Raw genomic sequence first — 13,779 nt, forward strand, 5'->3', positions numbered from 1 at the left:
ATGCAAGATGCTTTCTCCGCGGCAGACAGCCTGCTGCTCAAGCCTTACGGCCTGGACGAGGCGGCTTTGGAGGCCACGCTGGCGCGCATGCGCCACCACGCCATCGACTACGCCGACCTCTATTTTCAATACACCCGCAGCGAGGCCTGGAGCCTGGAAGAGGGCATCGTCAAGTCCGGCAGCTTCAGTATCGACCAAGGCGTGGGCGTGCGCGCGGTGGCCGGAGACAAGACCGCCTTCGCCTATTCCGACGCCATCAGCCTGGAGGCGCTGAGCCGTTCCGCCGACGCGGTGCGCGCCATCGGCCAGGCGGGCGGCGATGGTTCCGCCGGACGGCAAACGCCGCGAGCGCCTAAACCGCTGTATCCGGCGCTGGACCCTTGTCACAGTCTGGAGGCGGCGGCCAAGGTGGCCTTGCTGGAAAAGGTGGAACGGATGGCTCGGGCGCTGGACCCGCGGGTGATCCAGGTGATGGCCGGCATGGCCAGCGAATACGATGTGGTTTACGTGGCGCGCCACGACGGCGTGCGCGCGGCTGATGTGCGGCCGCTGGTGCGGCTGTCGGTGATGGTGATCGCGGAGCAAAACGGCCGACGAGAGCAGGGCTCCAGCGGCGGCGGTGGTCGCTTCGACCTGGCCTACTTCGACGACGAGGTGTTGGAGCGCTACGCGCGCCAGGCGGTGCATCAGGCCTTGACCAACCTGGATTCGCGTCCGGCGCCGGCGGGGCAGATGACCGTGGTGTTGGGCCCGGGCTGGCCCGGCGTGCTGTTGCACGAGGCGATAGGCCATGGTCTGGAAGGCGACTTCAACCGCAAGGGCACTTCCGCCTTCTCCGGCAAGATCGGCCAGCGTGTGGCGGCGCCGGGCGTCACGGTGGTGGATGACGGAGTCATGGAAGAGCGCCGCGGCTCGCTGGCGATAGACGACGAGGGCAACCCCACCCAGCGCACCGTGCTGATAGAGGACGGCGTGCTTAAGGGCTATATGCAGGACGCGATGAATTCGCGGCTGATGCAGGTGGGCGCCACCGGCAATGGCCGCCGCGAGTCCTATGCCCACATTCCGATGCCGCGGATGACCAACACCTATATGTTGGCCGGCCAGCACGATCCGCAGGAAATCATCGCCTCGGTCAAGGACGGCCTGTACGCGGTCAACTTTGGCGGCGGCCAGGTGGATATCACCAGCGGCAAGTTCGTGTTCTCGGCGTCGGAAGCCTGGCGCATCGAAAACGGCAAGCTCAGCTACCCGGTCAAGGGAGCCACCCTGATAGGCAACGGCCCCGACGTGCTCAACTACGTCAGCATGATAGGCAACGATCTACAGTTGGATCAGGGCGTTGGCGTCTGCGGCAAGGAAGGGCAGAGCGTGCCGGTGGGCGTGGGCCAGCCTACGCTGCGCATAGACGGCGGTTTGACCGTGGGCGGCACCGGCGGCTAAGAACCTGTTTACGATCTGCTGCGCGTCGGCGGGATGAGTAGAAAGGGGCGTTAAAAACAAACTCAAAATGCTCATGTACCGTGTGTACACTCCGCTTTTTCGCTTGTTTTTATCTTGTCTCGCCTTAGCTCGCGAGATCGTAAACACGTTCTAAGAACCCGTTCACGATCCGCTGCGGCTTGTGTTTGAGAAAGGCGAAGCGCCTGCGCTTCGCCTTTTTTTGCGCCTATTTTCAAATTCAACAAGCAGATCATCCAAATATAAAGCCAATTATCAAATTCCATGGCCGGCGACACAATGCGCTGGTCCGGTGTCGCTGTGTTGGTGACGCCGCAATCGGGAGACGATGATGAAAGCTTTGACCTTGGCGCTGGGCTTCGGCCTGGCCTTGACCGCGGCCTTCGCCGGCGCGGCGGAAAACCTGCCGCAGCCGGCGCGGGTGTGGGCGGACCGTCCGGCCGGCAGCGCGGCGGCGATGAAACTGGCCGCGCTGCGCTACGCGGCGTTCTGGAACAGCGGCGATTCGCGCTACGCCGAGCTGGCGCTGGACCCCGACTTTGTCGACCGCACCTTGCCCGCCGGCCGCCAGCAGGGCGTGGCCGGTCCCTTGCAGGCTTCGCGCCAGTTCCGCGCCGCGGTGCCGGATTTGAAGGTGGACGTCACCGACATGGTGCTGGCCGGCGACCGCGTCGCGCTGCGCCTGCATTTCCAGGGGCATTTCAGCGGCCGCTTCGGCGACGTGCAAGGCCAGGGCCAGCCGGTGGAGTTCCAGGCCTTCGACCTGTACCGCGTCAAGAATGGCCGCATCGCCGAGAACTGGCATCTGGAAGACAATCTGACCCTGATGCAGCAATTGGGCGTGGTGAAGCCATGAACGCGGCGACCTTTTCTTTCCACGGCCAGACCGTGGCGGTGCTGGGCGGCGGCTCCGGCATCGGCCGGGCGGTGGCGGATGCGGCCGCGGCGGCCGGGGCTCGGGTCTATGTGCTGGGGCGTACCGTCCAATCCGAGGAGGACCGCGAGGGGATTCAGGCGGACATGACCGACAGTCTGACATTGGCCCGGGCCTTCGCAGACATCGGCCGCATCGATCATCTGGTGCTGACCGCCGGCGCCCGGGTCGGCGCGCCGGCGTTGGCCGAGCTGAGCGAGGAAGCGCTGCGGCAGACTTTCGACGTCAAGCTGTTCGGCAGCCTGCTGGCGGTGCGCGAGGCCTTGCCCTATCTGACGGAGCGGGCGTCGGTGACTTTCACTTCCGGCCTGCTGGCGCGCAAATTTTCCAGCGGTGGCCTGCTGAAAAGCACGGTCAACGCCGCGCTGGAGGCGGCGGCCAAGAATCTGGCCAAGGAGCTGGCGCCGCGCCGCGTCAACGTGGTCAGCCCCGGCGTGGTGGACACCGAGTTGTGGGGCGAGGCCGGTTCCGCCGCGCGCCAGGCGACGCTGGCGCGCATCGGGCAGGGCCTGCCCGTCGGCCGCGTCGGCCAGCCGCCGGAACTGGCGCAAGCCTATCTGCTGGCGATGACCAATGGTTTCATCTCCGGCTCGGTGCTGGACGTGGAGGGTGGGGCCTTGTTGTAGGCCGCGCCGAAGAGAACAAGAGGACTCGAGATGTCCGATACCCTACCCATCAATCGTCGCCAGTTCCTGGCCGGCGCGGCCGCGGGCGGCACCGCGCTGATGCTGGCGCACGGCGCGGCGCTGGCGGCGACTGGAGCAAGCAAGATGACGGCAAACACAGCAAGCGGCGGCGCCTTCTGGCCGAATGGCGCGCGCCTGGCGATTTCGATTTCCATGCAGTTCGAGGCCGGCGCGCAGCCGGAGCGCGGCGCCAGCGGGCCGTTCCCGCCGCTGGACCCCAAGTACGCGGATCTGCCGATGCAAAGCTGGTACGACTACGGCGTGAAGGAGGGCATTCCGCGGTTGTTGGACCTGTGGGATCGCACCGGCGTGAAGGTGACTTCGCACATGGTGGGGCAGGCGGTGGACCGCAGCCCTCAGCTAGCGCGCGAGATCGTGGCGCGCGGCCACGAAGCGGCGGCGCACGGCCAGACCTGGGAGCCGCAGTACCCGATGTCGCCGGAGCAAGAAGAGGCGGCCTATCGCGCCAATATCGCCAGCATAGAGCGCGCCACCGGCGCGCGTCCGGTGGGCTTCAACGCCTTCTGGCTGCGCGGCACGCCCAATACCCTGGGCATTCTGCAGCAACTGGGCTTTGTCTATCACATCGACAACGTCAGCCGCGACGAGCCGTTCACGGTGCCGGTCAAGGGCAAGCCCTTCGTGGTGGTGCCTTATACCTTGCGCAACAACGACATTGTGCGCTTCGATTCGCCGGCCTTGAGCAACGAGGCTTATCTGTCCGATCTGAAGGCCGAGTTCGATCTGCTCTACGCCGAGGCGGGCTCGCGGCGGCGGATGATGTCGATTAGCACCCACGACCGTATTTCCGGCTCGCCGGCGCGAGTCAAGGCGCTGGAGCAGTTCATCCGCTACGCGCAGAGCCATGCCGGCGTCGCCTTCATGCGCAAGGACGAGATCGCGCGCTTCGCCTTGCAGGCGGACAAGGTGCCGGCGAACTGAGTTTTTGAGTTGCGTTCCACAACCGCGGGACGGCCATTGGCCGCACCGCGGTTTTTCATTTCACGCTGACTTCAGCCAGCACCTTGTTGGGCGGTGCTTGTCTTCTTAATATTCTAGTACTAGAATATTGAATCAATGAACCTTACCGACTCCGAACTCTTGCTGCTGGGCCTCGTTGCAGAGATGCCGCGACATGGCTATGAGCTTGAGCATGTAATAGAAACGCGAGGCATGCGTGAATGGACGCAGATCGGCTTTTCTTCTATTTACTTTGTGCTTGGGAAGTTGGAAAAAGCGGGGCTGGTTTTAGCAGAGCTTCCCGCTGGCACTAAGGCACGCAAAACATTTTCGATTACTGATGCAGGCCATCAGGTGCTGTTGGAGCAGACAATCTCTGCCCTTGAAGCATATCGTCCAACGTATTCTTCCCTTTTGTTGGGGATGATTCATTGGCCGGTACTATCGCGTGAGTCAGCTCTGGCTGCGCTAGAGGGGCGTTTGTCTTCGGTCACGGCAGAAGTGGAAAGGCTCGAATGTCTGCGTCGGCAGCGACAGCCTATGCCTGATCATATTGAAGTCCTTTTTGACTTGTCCGCTAGTCAATTAGCGGCAGAGCGCACTTGGATAATTTCCACCTTGGATTACATGAGGAGCAAGCCATGGCCAATGAAGGAATAATTGACTTGATGCATGACAGAGCTATGCTCCGTACGCTCTATGCTCCTCCAGCCGAGGTTTTCAGCATGGTTGATGTGCCTAAGCTCCCATACGCAGTCTGGGATGGTGAAGGTGCTCCTGAGCAGCAGTCTGTCACTGCGGCGATCAAGGGCCTTTATACCGCTATCTATCCTATACGGCGTAAAGCTCGCGAGCGTATGGGCAAGTCCTTTGTCGAGCCTCCGGTGGAGTTGCTCTACTGGGCAGACGATATGCGCGACCTCTCAGCAGGTCATCGTAAAAATTGGCGTTGGCGCGTGCAGATAAGCTTGCCGGTTTGGGTTAATGCAGAGGGCCTTAAGGAATCTGCGGCGGAGATGCGTCTGGAACTAAAAGATGCAGCCTCACAGGCTCTGCGTTGGGAGGCATTTGCCGAAGGAAAGTGCGTACAGACTCTTTATGTCGGCCAAACTAGCGGTCTGCCCGCCATGCTGGATAAGCTCTATAGAGCATATCTGCCACAAGAAGGTCTGGAGCCTTCAGGACCGTATCACGAGATCTACCTTGATGATTGGAGCCGCGTCGCACCCGCAAAACGCAAGATGATTCTACGGCAGCCGGTGCGGGCGCTGCCGAAGTGAGACCGAATACTTTAGAAATCTATATTTTTTATGCGATGGATGGTTTTGTGTGGTGTATTTCTTTGTTGTATTAGCAAAATCTATACTTAAGGTCGCATCACTGGCGTGCAGTAGATTGTTAACAGTGGCTTACGGCTGGGCGCCGGCTTCCGGCAGCAGCGCGGTGGCCGGCAGCGCCGACAGCCGCTCGCGCAGGAAATCGATCAGCCGGCGGATGCGCAGCGGCTGGCCGCGCTGGCCGGGATAGAGCAGGTGCAGCGGCGCGCTGTCCGTGAAGTACTCGTCCAGCACCGTGAGCAGGCGGCCTTGACGTAGATCGTCGGCGATGTCCAGCAGCGATTTGTAGGCGAAGCCCTGGCCTTGCAGCGCCCAGCGGCGGATCACCTCGCCGTCGTTGCTCTGCTGCGCGCGTTCCAGCCGCAGCGCGCGGCGCTGTCCATGCTCGCGGTAAGGCCATTCATGCATCGGCCCGTCGCCGGTGACCAGGGTCAGCGTCGGCAGTTCGGCCAGCTGCCGCGGATGGCGGGGCGTGCCGGTGCGCGCGAGCAGCGCCGGCGCGGCGCAGACCACGCGGCGGCTGGCAGCCAGTTCGCGCGCGATCAGGCTGCTGTCCGCCGGCTGGCCGTAGCGGATGGCGATGTCGATGTCTTCGCCGATTAAATCGGCCGGGGTGTCGTCCAGTTGCAAGGCGAAATGCACCGCCGGATGCAGGCGACGGAATTCGTCCAGGCAGTCCAGCAAGGCGTGTCGGCCCAGATCCGACGGCGCTGACAGCCGGATCAGGCCGCTGAGCTCGCTTTGTTCCCGCTGCAGCCGGTCCTGGCCTTGCTGCAGGGTGTCCAGCGCGCGCTGACAGTGGTCGCGGAAGATTTCTCCTGCTTCGGTCAGCCGCAGTTGGCGAGTGGTGCGTTGGAACAAGCGGCTGCCCAGCGCCGCTTCCAGCCGCTGGATGCAGGCGCTGGCGGCGGCGGGGGATAGGCCCTGCTTGCGGCCGGCGGCGGAGAAGCTGCCCTGTTGGGCGGCGTCAAGGAAGAGGCGTAGGTCGTTGAGTCGATCAAGCATGTGAATGGCCCAGGCGCGGGAGCGCCCGGGCAGCGAGGGGTCTAGATGGTTTCAGTATTGGCCAGCAGCCATTCGCGCGCCGCGCCGTCCACCAGCGGCAGCAAGCGCGCGCGCACCTCGGCATGGTACTGGTTCAGCCAGTCCACCTCGGCGCGGGACAGCAGGTTGAAGTCCAGGCAGCGGGTGTCGATAGGGCATAGGGTCAGGGTTTCGAAGCGCAGGAAGTCGCCGAATTCATTTTGCGACGAGGCCACGTTCAGCACCAGGTTCTCTATGCGCACGCCCCAGCGGCCGGGCCGGTAGACGCCGGGTTCGATCGAGGTGACCATGCCTTCCTGCATCGCCATATTGGCGTCCGGCACCGCGCGGGAAATGCTCTGCGGGCCTTCGTGAACATTGAGGAAGTAGCCGACGCCGTGGCCGGTGCCGTGGCCGAAGTCGATGTCGTGCTGCCACAGCGGCGCGCGCGCCAGAGCGTCCAGCATCGGCGACAGGGTGCCGCGCGGGAAATGCGCCATGGACAGGCCTATGGTGCCTTTCAGAACTAGGGTAAAGTCGCGCTTTTGCTCGGCGGACGGCGTGCCGACCGCCAGCACCCGGGTGATGTCGGTGGTGCCGCCCAGGTATTGACCGCCGGAGTCGATCAGCAGCAGGCCGTCGCCCTTGATTTCGCTGTGGGCGGCCTCGGTGGCGTGGTAGTGCGGCAGCGCGCCGTTGGCGTTGAAGCCGGCGATAGTGCCGAAACTGGGTGACACAAAGCCGGGGCGCCGCGCGCGCGCGGCGGTGATTTCCGCGTCTATGGTCAGCTCGGTGACGCGACTGCGGTTAACCTCGCTTTCGAACCAGGCGAAGAACTCGCACAGCGCCGCGCCGTCCTGTTCCATCGCGCCGCGAATGTGGGCGGCTTCTTCCGGCGTTTTGCAGGATTTGAACAAGGTGCTGGGATTGATCGCCTCGATCACACGGGCGGCTGAATTGACTGCCTGGCGCAGGCCCAGGGTCACGCGGCGCGGGTCCAGCAGCAGGCTGGCGCCGGCCGGCAGCGCGCCGAGCGCCGGCTTGGCCTGGGCGTAGGGCTGGACTTCGACGCCGTCGGCCGCCAGTTGGGCGCGCAGTTCGGCGGAAACCTTGCCTTCGCCGACGAAGAGGGTGGCTTGTTGCCGACCCAGCAGCGCATGGCTGATGAACACCGGGTTGTAGTTGACGTCGCTGCCGCGCAGATTGAAGCTCCAGGCGATGTCGTCCAGCGTGGACAGGAAGTGCCAATCGGCGCCGGCTTCGGCCATGGCGGCGCGCAAGCGCGTCAGCTTGTCGGCGCGGCTTTGCGGCGCGAACGCCGCCTCATGTTGATACACCGGCGCGTCCGGCAGCGGCGGGCGCTGCGAGTTGATGACGTCTATCAGGTCCAGATCGGTGCGCAAGCGAGCGCCAGCCTGTTCCAGCGCGGCTTGCAGCGCTTTGGCAGCGGCCAGGCCCAGCGAATCGCCGTCCACCGCCAGCGTTTGGCCGGCGCTCAGCGTCTTGGAGATCCAGCCAAGGTGGTCGGCGCTGGCTGCGCTGACGATCTTGACCAGCTGAATGCCGCTGCCGGCCAGTTCGGCCTCGGCTTGCACCCAGTACCGGCTGTCGGCCCAGACGCCTGCGAAGTTGTGGGTGACGATCAGCGTGCCCATGGAGCCGGTGAAGCCGGACAGCCATTGGCGGGCTTGCCAGCGCGCCGGCAGATACTCCGACAGGTGGGGATCGGACGAGGGCACCAGACAGGCGTCGACTCCGGCGTTCTTCATGGCGGCGCGCAGGGTGGCGATGCGTTGCGGAATGGTGTCCAGTTGAGGGGTTGCGAGGGTGTTCATGCCGGCTCCGGGGGATGTATGCCATGCATTCTGTGGCTAATGAAACCGAGGCGCAAGAGTATGAGCATAGCTGATGATTGCCATGTCATTTCTTGAGTCGGCACAAGCGCCGCGGACAGGTCTATACTGGAGCCGGCATCGGCACCGCCGATGCATGCCAAGGAGCTGATCATGAGTAAATCAAGACACAGCAGCAAGGAAGCCAAGAAGCAGCCGTTGATGACGCCCAAGGAGAAACGGGCGGCCAAGCATCAGAAGAAACATGGGCCGGACGGCGCCCCCATCATTGTTCCCCACTAAGGCGAGCGCCGCGGCGATGCGGCAGCCTTGATGTGCCGATCGTGCCGTTGGCTTCAATTCGCGCGTTGTTCCTCTCCACGGTCGATCCGACCGTCTACACCGGCCAGTGGGCCGGTCAATCGCCCAAACCTCCTGCCATCGCGGCCAGGAGGTTTTTGTTTGGCGCGGGGGGTTTCGGCGCGCGCGGCAGGAATATGCTGTCTTGATTTTTTGCGGTGGAGACGATAGCTTCACTGGCTTTATTCGGGGCCGGTCCGCCGCGAGCGGGCAAGGGACAAAGGGCGAGCGATGCAACAGGCGATTGAGGTAACGGGCTATCACGCCCATGTTTATTATGACGCGGCGCAACAGCCGGCTGCGCGGCGGCTGCGCGAGGCGGTGGCGCAGCGCTTCGAGGTGGAACTGGGGCGCTGGCGCGAGCAGGCTTACGGGCCGCACCCGGTGGGCGCTTACCAGATCGCTTTCGCGCCGGCTTTGTTTGGCCAAATCGTGCCGTGGCTGATGTTGAACCGGGAGGGGCTGAGCGTGCTGCTGCATCCGCTGACTGGCGACGATGTAGAGGATCACAGCGATTTCGCCATGTGGCTGGGCGCGCCGCTGGAACTGAATATGGCATTCCTGCTCCAGCATGGCGACAATGCGCGCTCGGGCTGAACCTGCCCGCGAGTACAAAAAACCCACCGGAGCCGGTGGGTTTTTGTTTGCGCGAAACGGCTTAGCGCCGTTCCACCGCCAGCGCCACGCCCATGCCGCCGCCGATGCACAGCGTGGCCAGGCCCTTTTTGGCGTCGCGGCGCTGCATTTCATGCAGCAGGGTGACCAGCACGCGGCAGCCGGAAGCGCCGATCGGGTGGCCCAGCGCGATGGCGCCGCCGTTGACGTTGACCTTGTCCGGGCCCCAGCCCAGTTCGCGCGCCACGCCCAGCGCCTGGGCGGCGAAGGCTTCGTTGGCTTCCACCAGGTCCAGCTCTTCCACCGTCCAGCCGGCCTTGTCCAGTGCCTTGCGGGTGGCGGCCACCGGGCCTATGCCCATGATTTCCGGCGCGCAGCCGGTCAGCGCGTAGCCCTTGATCGTGGCCAGCGGCTTCAGGCCCAACTGGTCCGCCTTCTGCGCCGACATCAGCAGCACCGCGGCGGCGCCGTCATTGATGCCGGACGCGTTGCCGGCGGTGACGGTACCTTCCTTCTTGAAGGCGGCGCGCAGCTTGGCCAGGCCTTCGGCGCTGGCGTCGTGCTTGATGAACTCGTCGCTGTCGAAGGCCACCGGATCGCCCTTACGCTGCGGCACCAGCACCGGGGTGATCTCGTCCTTGAACTTGCCGGCTTTCTGCGCGGCGGCGGCGCGTTGCTGCGAGGCCAGCGCCAGCGCGTCCTGCTCTTCGCGGCCGATGCCGTACTTCTCCGCCACGTTTTCGGCGGTGATGCCCATGTGATAGGCGTTGTAGGCGTCGGTCAGGCCGTCGTTGACCATGGTGTCGATCAGTTGAGCGTTGCCCATGCGGAAACCATCACGCGAGCCGGGCAGGATGTGCGGCGACAAGGACATGTTTTCCTGACCGCCGGCGATGACGATGTCGGCGTCGCCGTTGGCGATGGCCTGAGCGCCCAAGTGAACGGCGCGCAGACCGGAGCCGCAAACCACGTTGAGAGTGGTGGCCGGAGTGGTGACGGGCAGGCCGGCCTTGATCAAGGCTTGGCGAGCCGGGTTCTGGCCGCTGCCGGCGGTCAGCACTTGTCCGAGGATGACTTCGCTGACGTCTTCCGGTTTCAGGCCGGTTTGAGCCAGCAGCGATTTGATGACGGTGGCGCCCAGTTCCGGGGCCGGGATCTTGGCCAGCGCGCCGCCGAAACTGCCGATGGCGGTGCGGGTTGCTGCGACAATCACGACTTCCATGTTTTTCTCCGTCTCTCTTCAATGTGACCGCGAAGGTCGGTGTGTCGGCCAACGCGCCGCCGGCGGAGGAACCGGTCGGCGGCGCGTCGAGGCTTTAGGGTGGCTGACAAAACTCGGCTTTACGACTGAGGCAAGGCGGCGGACTTGGGCGGTGTTCTAGTGTGTTGGTCCTATCCCGCCGACGCGTTGCAGATCGTAAACAAGCGCTTACTGCAGGCTGGCCACCACGCTGGGCATGGCCTTGGCCAGTACATAGCTGCCTGGTGCCGCTTGCAGCGGCGGGAAGTCTTTGCTGCCCAGACTCTTGGGAGCGGGGACTTTCTTGCCGGATTGTGGAGCCAGCCAGGCGTCCCAGTCCTTCCACCAGCTGCCGGGGCGGCTTTCCGCGGTTTCCAGCCAGGCGTCCGCGTGTTCTGGCAGCTTGTCGTTGACCCAGTAGTTGCGCTTGTCCTTGGTCACCGGGTTGATCGAGCCGGCGATATGGCCGGAGGCGCCCAGCACGAAGCGCCGGGACGGCGCGCCGGTCAAGTAGTGGATGCCGGAGTAGGCCGAGCTCCACAGTACGATGTGATCTTCGCGCGCGGCGAAGATATAGACCGGGATGTCGATCTTGGAGATGTCGATGGGCACGCCGCACAGGGTGATGGAACCCGGCTTGGTGAGTGCGTTGTTCATGTAGAACTGGCGCAGCAGGAAGGTGTGCATCGGCAGAGGCAGATCCACCGCGTCGTTGTTCCAGTAGAGCAGGTCGAATGGCGCTGGTGTCTTGCCCAGCAGATAGTTGTTGACCACGTAGTTCCACACTAGGTCGTTGGCGCGCAGGCTGGCGAAGGTGCGGCCTATTTCCTTGCCGCTGATGATGCCGCCAGCGGCGATTTTGGCTTCGCGGCTGGCCACCAGGTTTTCGTCGATGAAGTAGGAGATCTCACCCGGCTCAGCGTGGTCTATCAGCGAAGTCATGAAGGTGGTGGAGTCGAAATACTTGAGCCCGCGGGCTTGCAGCACGCACTGGGTGGTGGTCAGGATGACGCCGCCGACACAGAAGCCCAGCGCGTTCATGCTGTCCTGCTTGCTGATCTTGCGCACGGTTTCCGCCGCGGCGATCACGCCTTTCTCGATATAGCTTTCCCAGGTGAAGTGCTTCATCTCGGGTTCCGCCGAGCGCCAGCTGATCAGGAATACGCGGTAACCCTGAGCCACGAAGTGGCGCACCATGGAGTTGTCCGGTTGCAGGTCCATCAGGTAGTACTTGTTGATGCAGGGCGGCACGATCAGCAGCGGCTTTTCGTAGACTTGGCCGGTGGTGGGGGTGTACTGGATCAGTTCGATCAATTCATTGCGGAACACCACCTCGCCCGGGGTGACCACGATGTTCTTGCCGATCTCGAACTGGCTCTCGTCCGACATCGAGATGTGCCCCTTCTGGAAATCCTCCAGCATGTTTTTCATGCCGTCGACCAGGCTTTCTCCCTTGGTCTCGATCGCCCGTTTCATCACGTCCGGGTTGGTGAGCATGAAGTTGCTGGGGGAGACCGCGTCCAGGTATTGGCGGGTGGCGAAGGCTAGCTTGTCCTTGGCTTCCTCCTCCAGCTGGGCGTTGTCCACCAGCTCCGTCATCCATTTGCTGGTGAGCAGATAGCCCTGCTTGAGGAAGTGGTAGAACGGATGTTCGTCCCATTCCGGGGAGGCGAAGCGGCGGTCGCCCTTTTTCGCCGAGGCGTCGCCGTTGGCGGCGGGCGCCTGGCCAAGGAACTGCGACCACAGATTCATCTGCTGCTGATACAGGCTGCTTTGCCAGGCGAACAGCTGGCCGGCGTTGCTGAGCATGGCGCCCCAGGCGTTGGCCAGCGGCAATTCAGCACTTCCAGGTTGCGGCGGCAGCGGCAGGTTGTTGACGAACTGCTGCATCCACTGTTGGTTGGCCTCGGATAGGCTGGCGAAGAAACTATCCAGCGGGTTTGTACTTTCTTGGGTCAAAGCTGTCTCCTGAAACGTGCCGAAGCGTTATCGAAGCTTTCCTGCATTGGACCGAGTTAAGAAGCTGTTCAAGGCATTGAACGGGTTCCAACAAAATGTGCGGTCGCAAGGTACGCCATGACTGTAACAGGGTTGCATGACATTTTCACCGGGAGGAGGACGATAAGGCGCGTCGAAAGCCGCATCTTGTTGCCGCAGTGCACAATCTGCCTAGCTGTCCTTTCGGCCTGGCATGCCGGGAGGATGGAAATTATGGGATAATCGCGAAGATTCAATTGGTGTTGGACTGAACGGGAAAGGATAGTCATGTCGGCATTCAAGGCGCGCTTGGGCGAAGAGGACGTCGCGGTGGGCAACATCTTCTGCATTGGGCGCAATTACGCCGCGCATGCGGCGGAATTGAACAACCCGCTGGAAGACGAGCCCCTAGTGTTTCTGAAACCGACGTCGGCTCTGGCCGGCGAGGGCGAGCCGTTGCGTCTGCCCGACTATTCCAGCGATGTGCATCATGAGTGCGAACTGGTGTTGCTGATAGGCAAGGGTGGCCGCGATATTGCGGAATCGGCAGCGCTGGATCATGTGGCCGGCTACGGCATCGGTCTGGACATGACGGCGCGCGATGTGCAATCGGCGGCCAAGAGCAAGGGCCATCCCTGGACCAAGGCCAAGGGCTTTCCCACCGCCGCCTGCCTGTCCCGGCTGACACCGGCGGCTCAGGTGGCCGACCCGCAGCGGCTGAGCTTCGAGTTGCGCGTTAACGGGGCGCTGCGTCAGCAAGGCGATACCGGGCTGATGTTGTTCCCGGTGGCGGCCATCATCGCCTATCTGTCGCAAATCTACGGCCTGCAAGCCGGCGATCTGATCTATACCGGCACGCCGGAGGGCGTGGCGGCGGTGCGTTCCGGCGACAAGCTCAGCCTGAAGCTGGAGGGGCTGGCTTCCGCGGAATGGAGCGTGCGCTAATGGCGGCCTCAGGCGAGGACGACGGCAAGGTCCGTCTCGACAAATGGTTGTGGGCGGCTCGTTTCTTCAAGACCCGGCAACTCGCGCACGAAGCGCTGGAATTGGGGCGGGTGCAGGTCAACGGCGACAGAGTCAAGGCGTCGCGGGTGGTCAAGGAGGGCGACCAACTGGTGATGCGCATCAATCAGCTGGAGTACCGAGTCGAGGTGCTGGCGCTGAGCACCCAGCGCCGCCCGGCGCAGGAGGCGCAGCTGCTCTACCGCGAAGACGAGGCCTCGCAGCGCGCGCGCGACGAGCAACTGCTGCTGCTGAAGGCCGAGCGCGCCAGCTTTCCGCATGGCGAGGGCCGCCCCACCAAGAAGGCGCGACGGGAGATCGGCAAGTTCAAAGGGCAGTTCTGAGAGCCTGT

Annotated in this window: 14 protein-coding genes; 10 read left to right on the forward strand and 4 right to left on the reverse strand. The window is 63.5% G+C overall.

The window, feature by feature from the left end:
• The 6 genes from tldD to GYH29_RS08960 all read left to right on the forward strand — a co-directional run bounded on the left by tldD (window position 1) and on the right by GYH29_RS08960 (window position 5,321).
• On the forward strand, window positions 1-1,443 hold the full coding sequence (gene tldD / locus GYH29_RS08935) for a metalloprotease TldD (RefSeq protein WP_107733095.1): 1,443 nt from the start codon (window positions 1-3) through the stop codon (window positions 1,441-1,443).
• 349 nt (window positions 1,444-1,792) lie between these two features.
• On the forward strand, window positions 1,793-2,317 hold the full coding sequence (locus GYH29_RS08940) for an ester cyclase (protein ID WP_232060551.1): 525 nt from the start codon (window positions 1,793-1,795) through the stop codon (window positions 2,315-2,317).
• Window positions 2,314-3,021 (forward strand): SDR family oxidoreductase, encoded by a 708-nt coding sequence (locus GYH29_RS08945; RefSeq protein WP_107732374.1) that lies wholly within the window; start codon window positions 2,314-2,316, stop codon window positions 3,019-3,021. Before GYH29_RS08940 ends, GYH29_RS08945 begins: the two co-directional genes overlap by 4 nt.
• Before the next feature lie 30 nt (window positions 3,022-3,051).
• On the forward strand, window positions 3,052-4,023 hold the full coding sequence (locus tag GYH29_RS08950) for a polysaccharide deacetylase family protein (protein WP_161523559.1): 972 nt from the start codon (window positions 3,052-3,054) through the stop codon (window positions 4,021-4,023).
• A 135-nt stretch (window positions 4,024-4,158) separates the two neighbouring features.
• Entirely contained in the window at window positions 4,159-4,701 is a 543-nt protein-coding gene (locus tag GYH29_RS08955; protein ID WP_019104048.1) for a PadR family transcriptional regulator, read from the forward strand.
• Entirely contained in the window at window positions 4,683-5,321 is a 639-nt protein-coding gene (locus GYH29_RS08960; RefSeq protein ID WP_019104049.1) for a GyrI-like domain-containing protein, read from the forward strand. The genes GYH29_RS08955 and GYH29_RS08960 overlap by 19 nt, the downstream gene beginning before the upstream one ends.
• A 129-nt stretch (window positions 5,322-5,450) precedes the next feature.
• Here the strand turns inward: GYH29_RS08960 and GYH29_RS08965 are convergent, their stop codons facing one another.
• Entirely contained in the window at window positions 5,451-6,383 is a 933-nt protein-coding gene (locus tag GYH29_RS08965; RefSeq protein WP_043592132.1) for a LysR family transcriptional regulator, read from the reverse strand.
• A 41-nt stretch (window positions 6,384-6,424) separates the two neighbouring features.
• Window positions 6,425-8,212: an aminopeptidase P family protein gene (locus GYH29_RS08970; RefSeq protein WP_198001695.1), complete on the reverse strand. Its 1,788-nt coding sequence runs from the start codon at window positions 8,210-8,212 to the stop codon at window positions 6,425-6,427.
• Window positions 8,213-8,407: 195 nt separating this feature from the next.
• On the opposite strand from GYH29_RS08970, the gene GYH29_RS25020 reads away from it, so the two are divergent.
• Window positions 8,408-8,536 carry a hypothetical protein gene (locus GYH29_RS25020; RefSeq protein ID WP_254894653.1) on the forward strand — a complete coding sequence of 43 codons (129 nt, stop codon included), beginning with the start codon at window positions 8,408-8,410 and terminating at the stop codon, window positions 8,534-8,536.
• A gap of 288 nt (window positions 8,537-8,824) precedes the next feature.
• Complete coding sequence (locus GYH29_RS08975) at window positions 8,825-9,190, forward strand: DOPA 4,5-dioxygenase family protein (RefSeq protein WP_019104052.1); 366 nt, start codon at window positions 8,825-8,827, stop codon at window positions 9,188-9,190.
• Between the two features lie 61 nt (window positions 9,191-9,251).
• On the opposite strand, the gene GYH29_RS08980 is transcribed toward GYH29_RS08975, so the two are convergent.
• Entirely contained in the window at window positions 9,252-10,430 is a 1,179-nt protein-coding gene (locus GYH29_RS08980) for an acetyl-CoA C-acetyltransferase (RefSeq protein WP_019104053.1), read from the reverse strand.
• 207 nt (window positions 10,431-10,637) lie between these two features.
• Window positions 10,638-12,338, reverse strand: a complete 1,701-nt coding sequence (locus GYH29_RS08985; protein WP_408610194.1) for a PHA/PHB synthase family protein — start codon at window positions 12,336-12,338, stop codon at window positions 10,638-10,640.
• A 375-nt stretch (window positions 12,339-12,713) separates the two neighbouring features.
• On the opposite strand from GYH29_RS08985, the gene GYH29_RS08990 reads away from it, so the two are divergent.
• Together GYH29_RS08990 and GYH29_RS08995 are read left to right on the forward strand one after the other, a co-directional pair.
• The gene (locus GYH29_RS08990; RefSeq protein ID WP_161523562.1) at window positions 12,714-13,370 is read left to right on the forward strand and encodes a fumarylacetoacetate hydrolase family protein; all 657 of its coding nucleotides are present in this window, start codon (window positions 12,714-12,716) and stop codon (window positions 13,368-13,370) included.
• Window positions 13,370-13,771 carry an RNA-binding S4 domain-containing protein gene (locus GYH29_RS08995; protein WP_161523563.1) on the forward strand — a complete coding sequence of 134 codons (402 nt, stop codon included), beginning with the start codon at window positions 13,370-13,372 and terminating at the stop codon, window positions 13,769-13,771. The genes GYH29_RS08990 and GYH29_RS08995 overlap by 1 nt, the downstream gene beginning before the upstream one ends.
• Window positions 13,772-13,779: the final 8 nt, after the last annotated feature.

It is taken from the genome of Chromobacterium haemolyticum (genome assembly GCF_009936155.1).
In the GTDB taxonomy this organism is placed as follows: domain Bacteria; phylum Pseudomonadota; class Gammaproteobacteria; order Burkholderiales; family Chromobacteriaceae; genus Chromobacterium; species Chromobacterium haemolyticum.

Bases quoted from the DNA above. Each gene is read 5' to 3' on its own strand.
- GYH29_RS08980 (WP_019104053.1), bottom strand. From the start codon at position 10,430: ATGGAAGTCGTGATTGTCGCAGCAACCCGCACCGCCATCGGCAGTTTC.
- GYH29_RS08945 (WP_107732374.1), top strand. From the start codon at position 2,314: ATGAACGCGGCGACCTTTTCTTTCCACGGCCAGACCGTGGCGGTGCTG.
- GYH29_RS08975 (WP_019104052.1), top strand. From the start codon at position 8,825: ATGCAACAGGCGATTGAGGTAACGGGCTATCACGCCCATGTTTATTAT.
- GYH29_RS08955 (WP_019104048.1), top strand. From the start codon at position 4,159: ATGAACCTTACCGACTCCGAACTCTTGCTGCTGGGCCTCGTTGCAGAG.
- tldD (WP_107733095.1), top strand. From the start codon at position 1: ATGCAAGATGCTTTCTCCGCGGCAGACAGCCTGCTGCTCAAGCCTTAC.
- GYH29_RS08990 (WP_161523562.1), top strand. From the start codon at position 12,714: ATGTCGGCATTCAAGGCGCGCTTGGGCGAAGAGGACGTCGCGGTGGGC.
- GYH29_RS08940 (WP_232060551.1), top strand. From the start codon at position 1,793: ATGAAAGCTTTGACCTTGGCGCTGGGCTTCGGCCTGGCCTTGACCGCG.
- GYH29_RS08985 (WP_408610194.1), bottom strand. From the start codon at position 12,338: ATGCAGCAGTTCGTCAACAACCTGCCGCTGCCGCCGCAACCTGGAAGT.
- GYH29_RS08965 (WP_043592132.1), bottom strand. From the start codon at position 6,383: ATGCTTGATCGACTCAACGACCTACGCCTCTTCCTTGACGCCGCCCAA.
- GYH29_RS08995 (WP_161523563.1), top strand. From the start codon at position 13,370: ATGGCGGCCTCAGGCGAGGACGACGGCAAGGTCCGTCTCGACAAATGG.
- GYH29_RS08950 (WP_161523559.1), top strand. From the start codon at position 3,052: ATGTCCGATACCCTACCCATCAATCGTCGCCAGTTCCTGGCCGGCGCG.
- GYH29_RS25020 (WP_254894653.1), top strand. From the start codon at position 8,408: ATGAGTAAATCAAGACACAGCAGCAAGGAAGCCAAGAAGCAGCCGTTG.
- GYH29_RS08960 (WP_019104049.1), top strand. From the start codon at position 4,683: ATGGCCAATGAAGGAATAATTGACTTGATGCATGACAGAGCTATGCTC.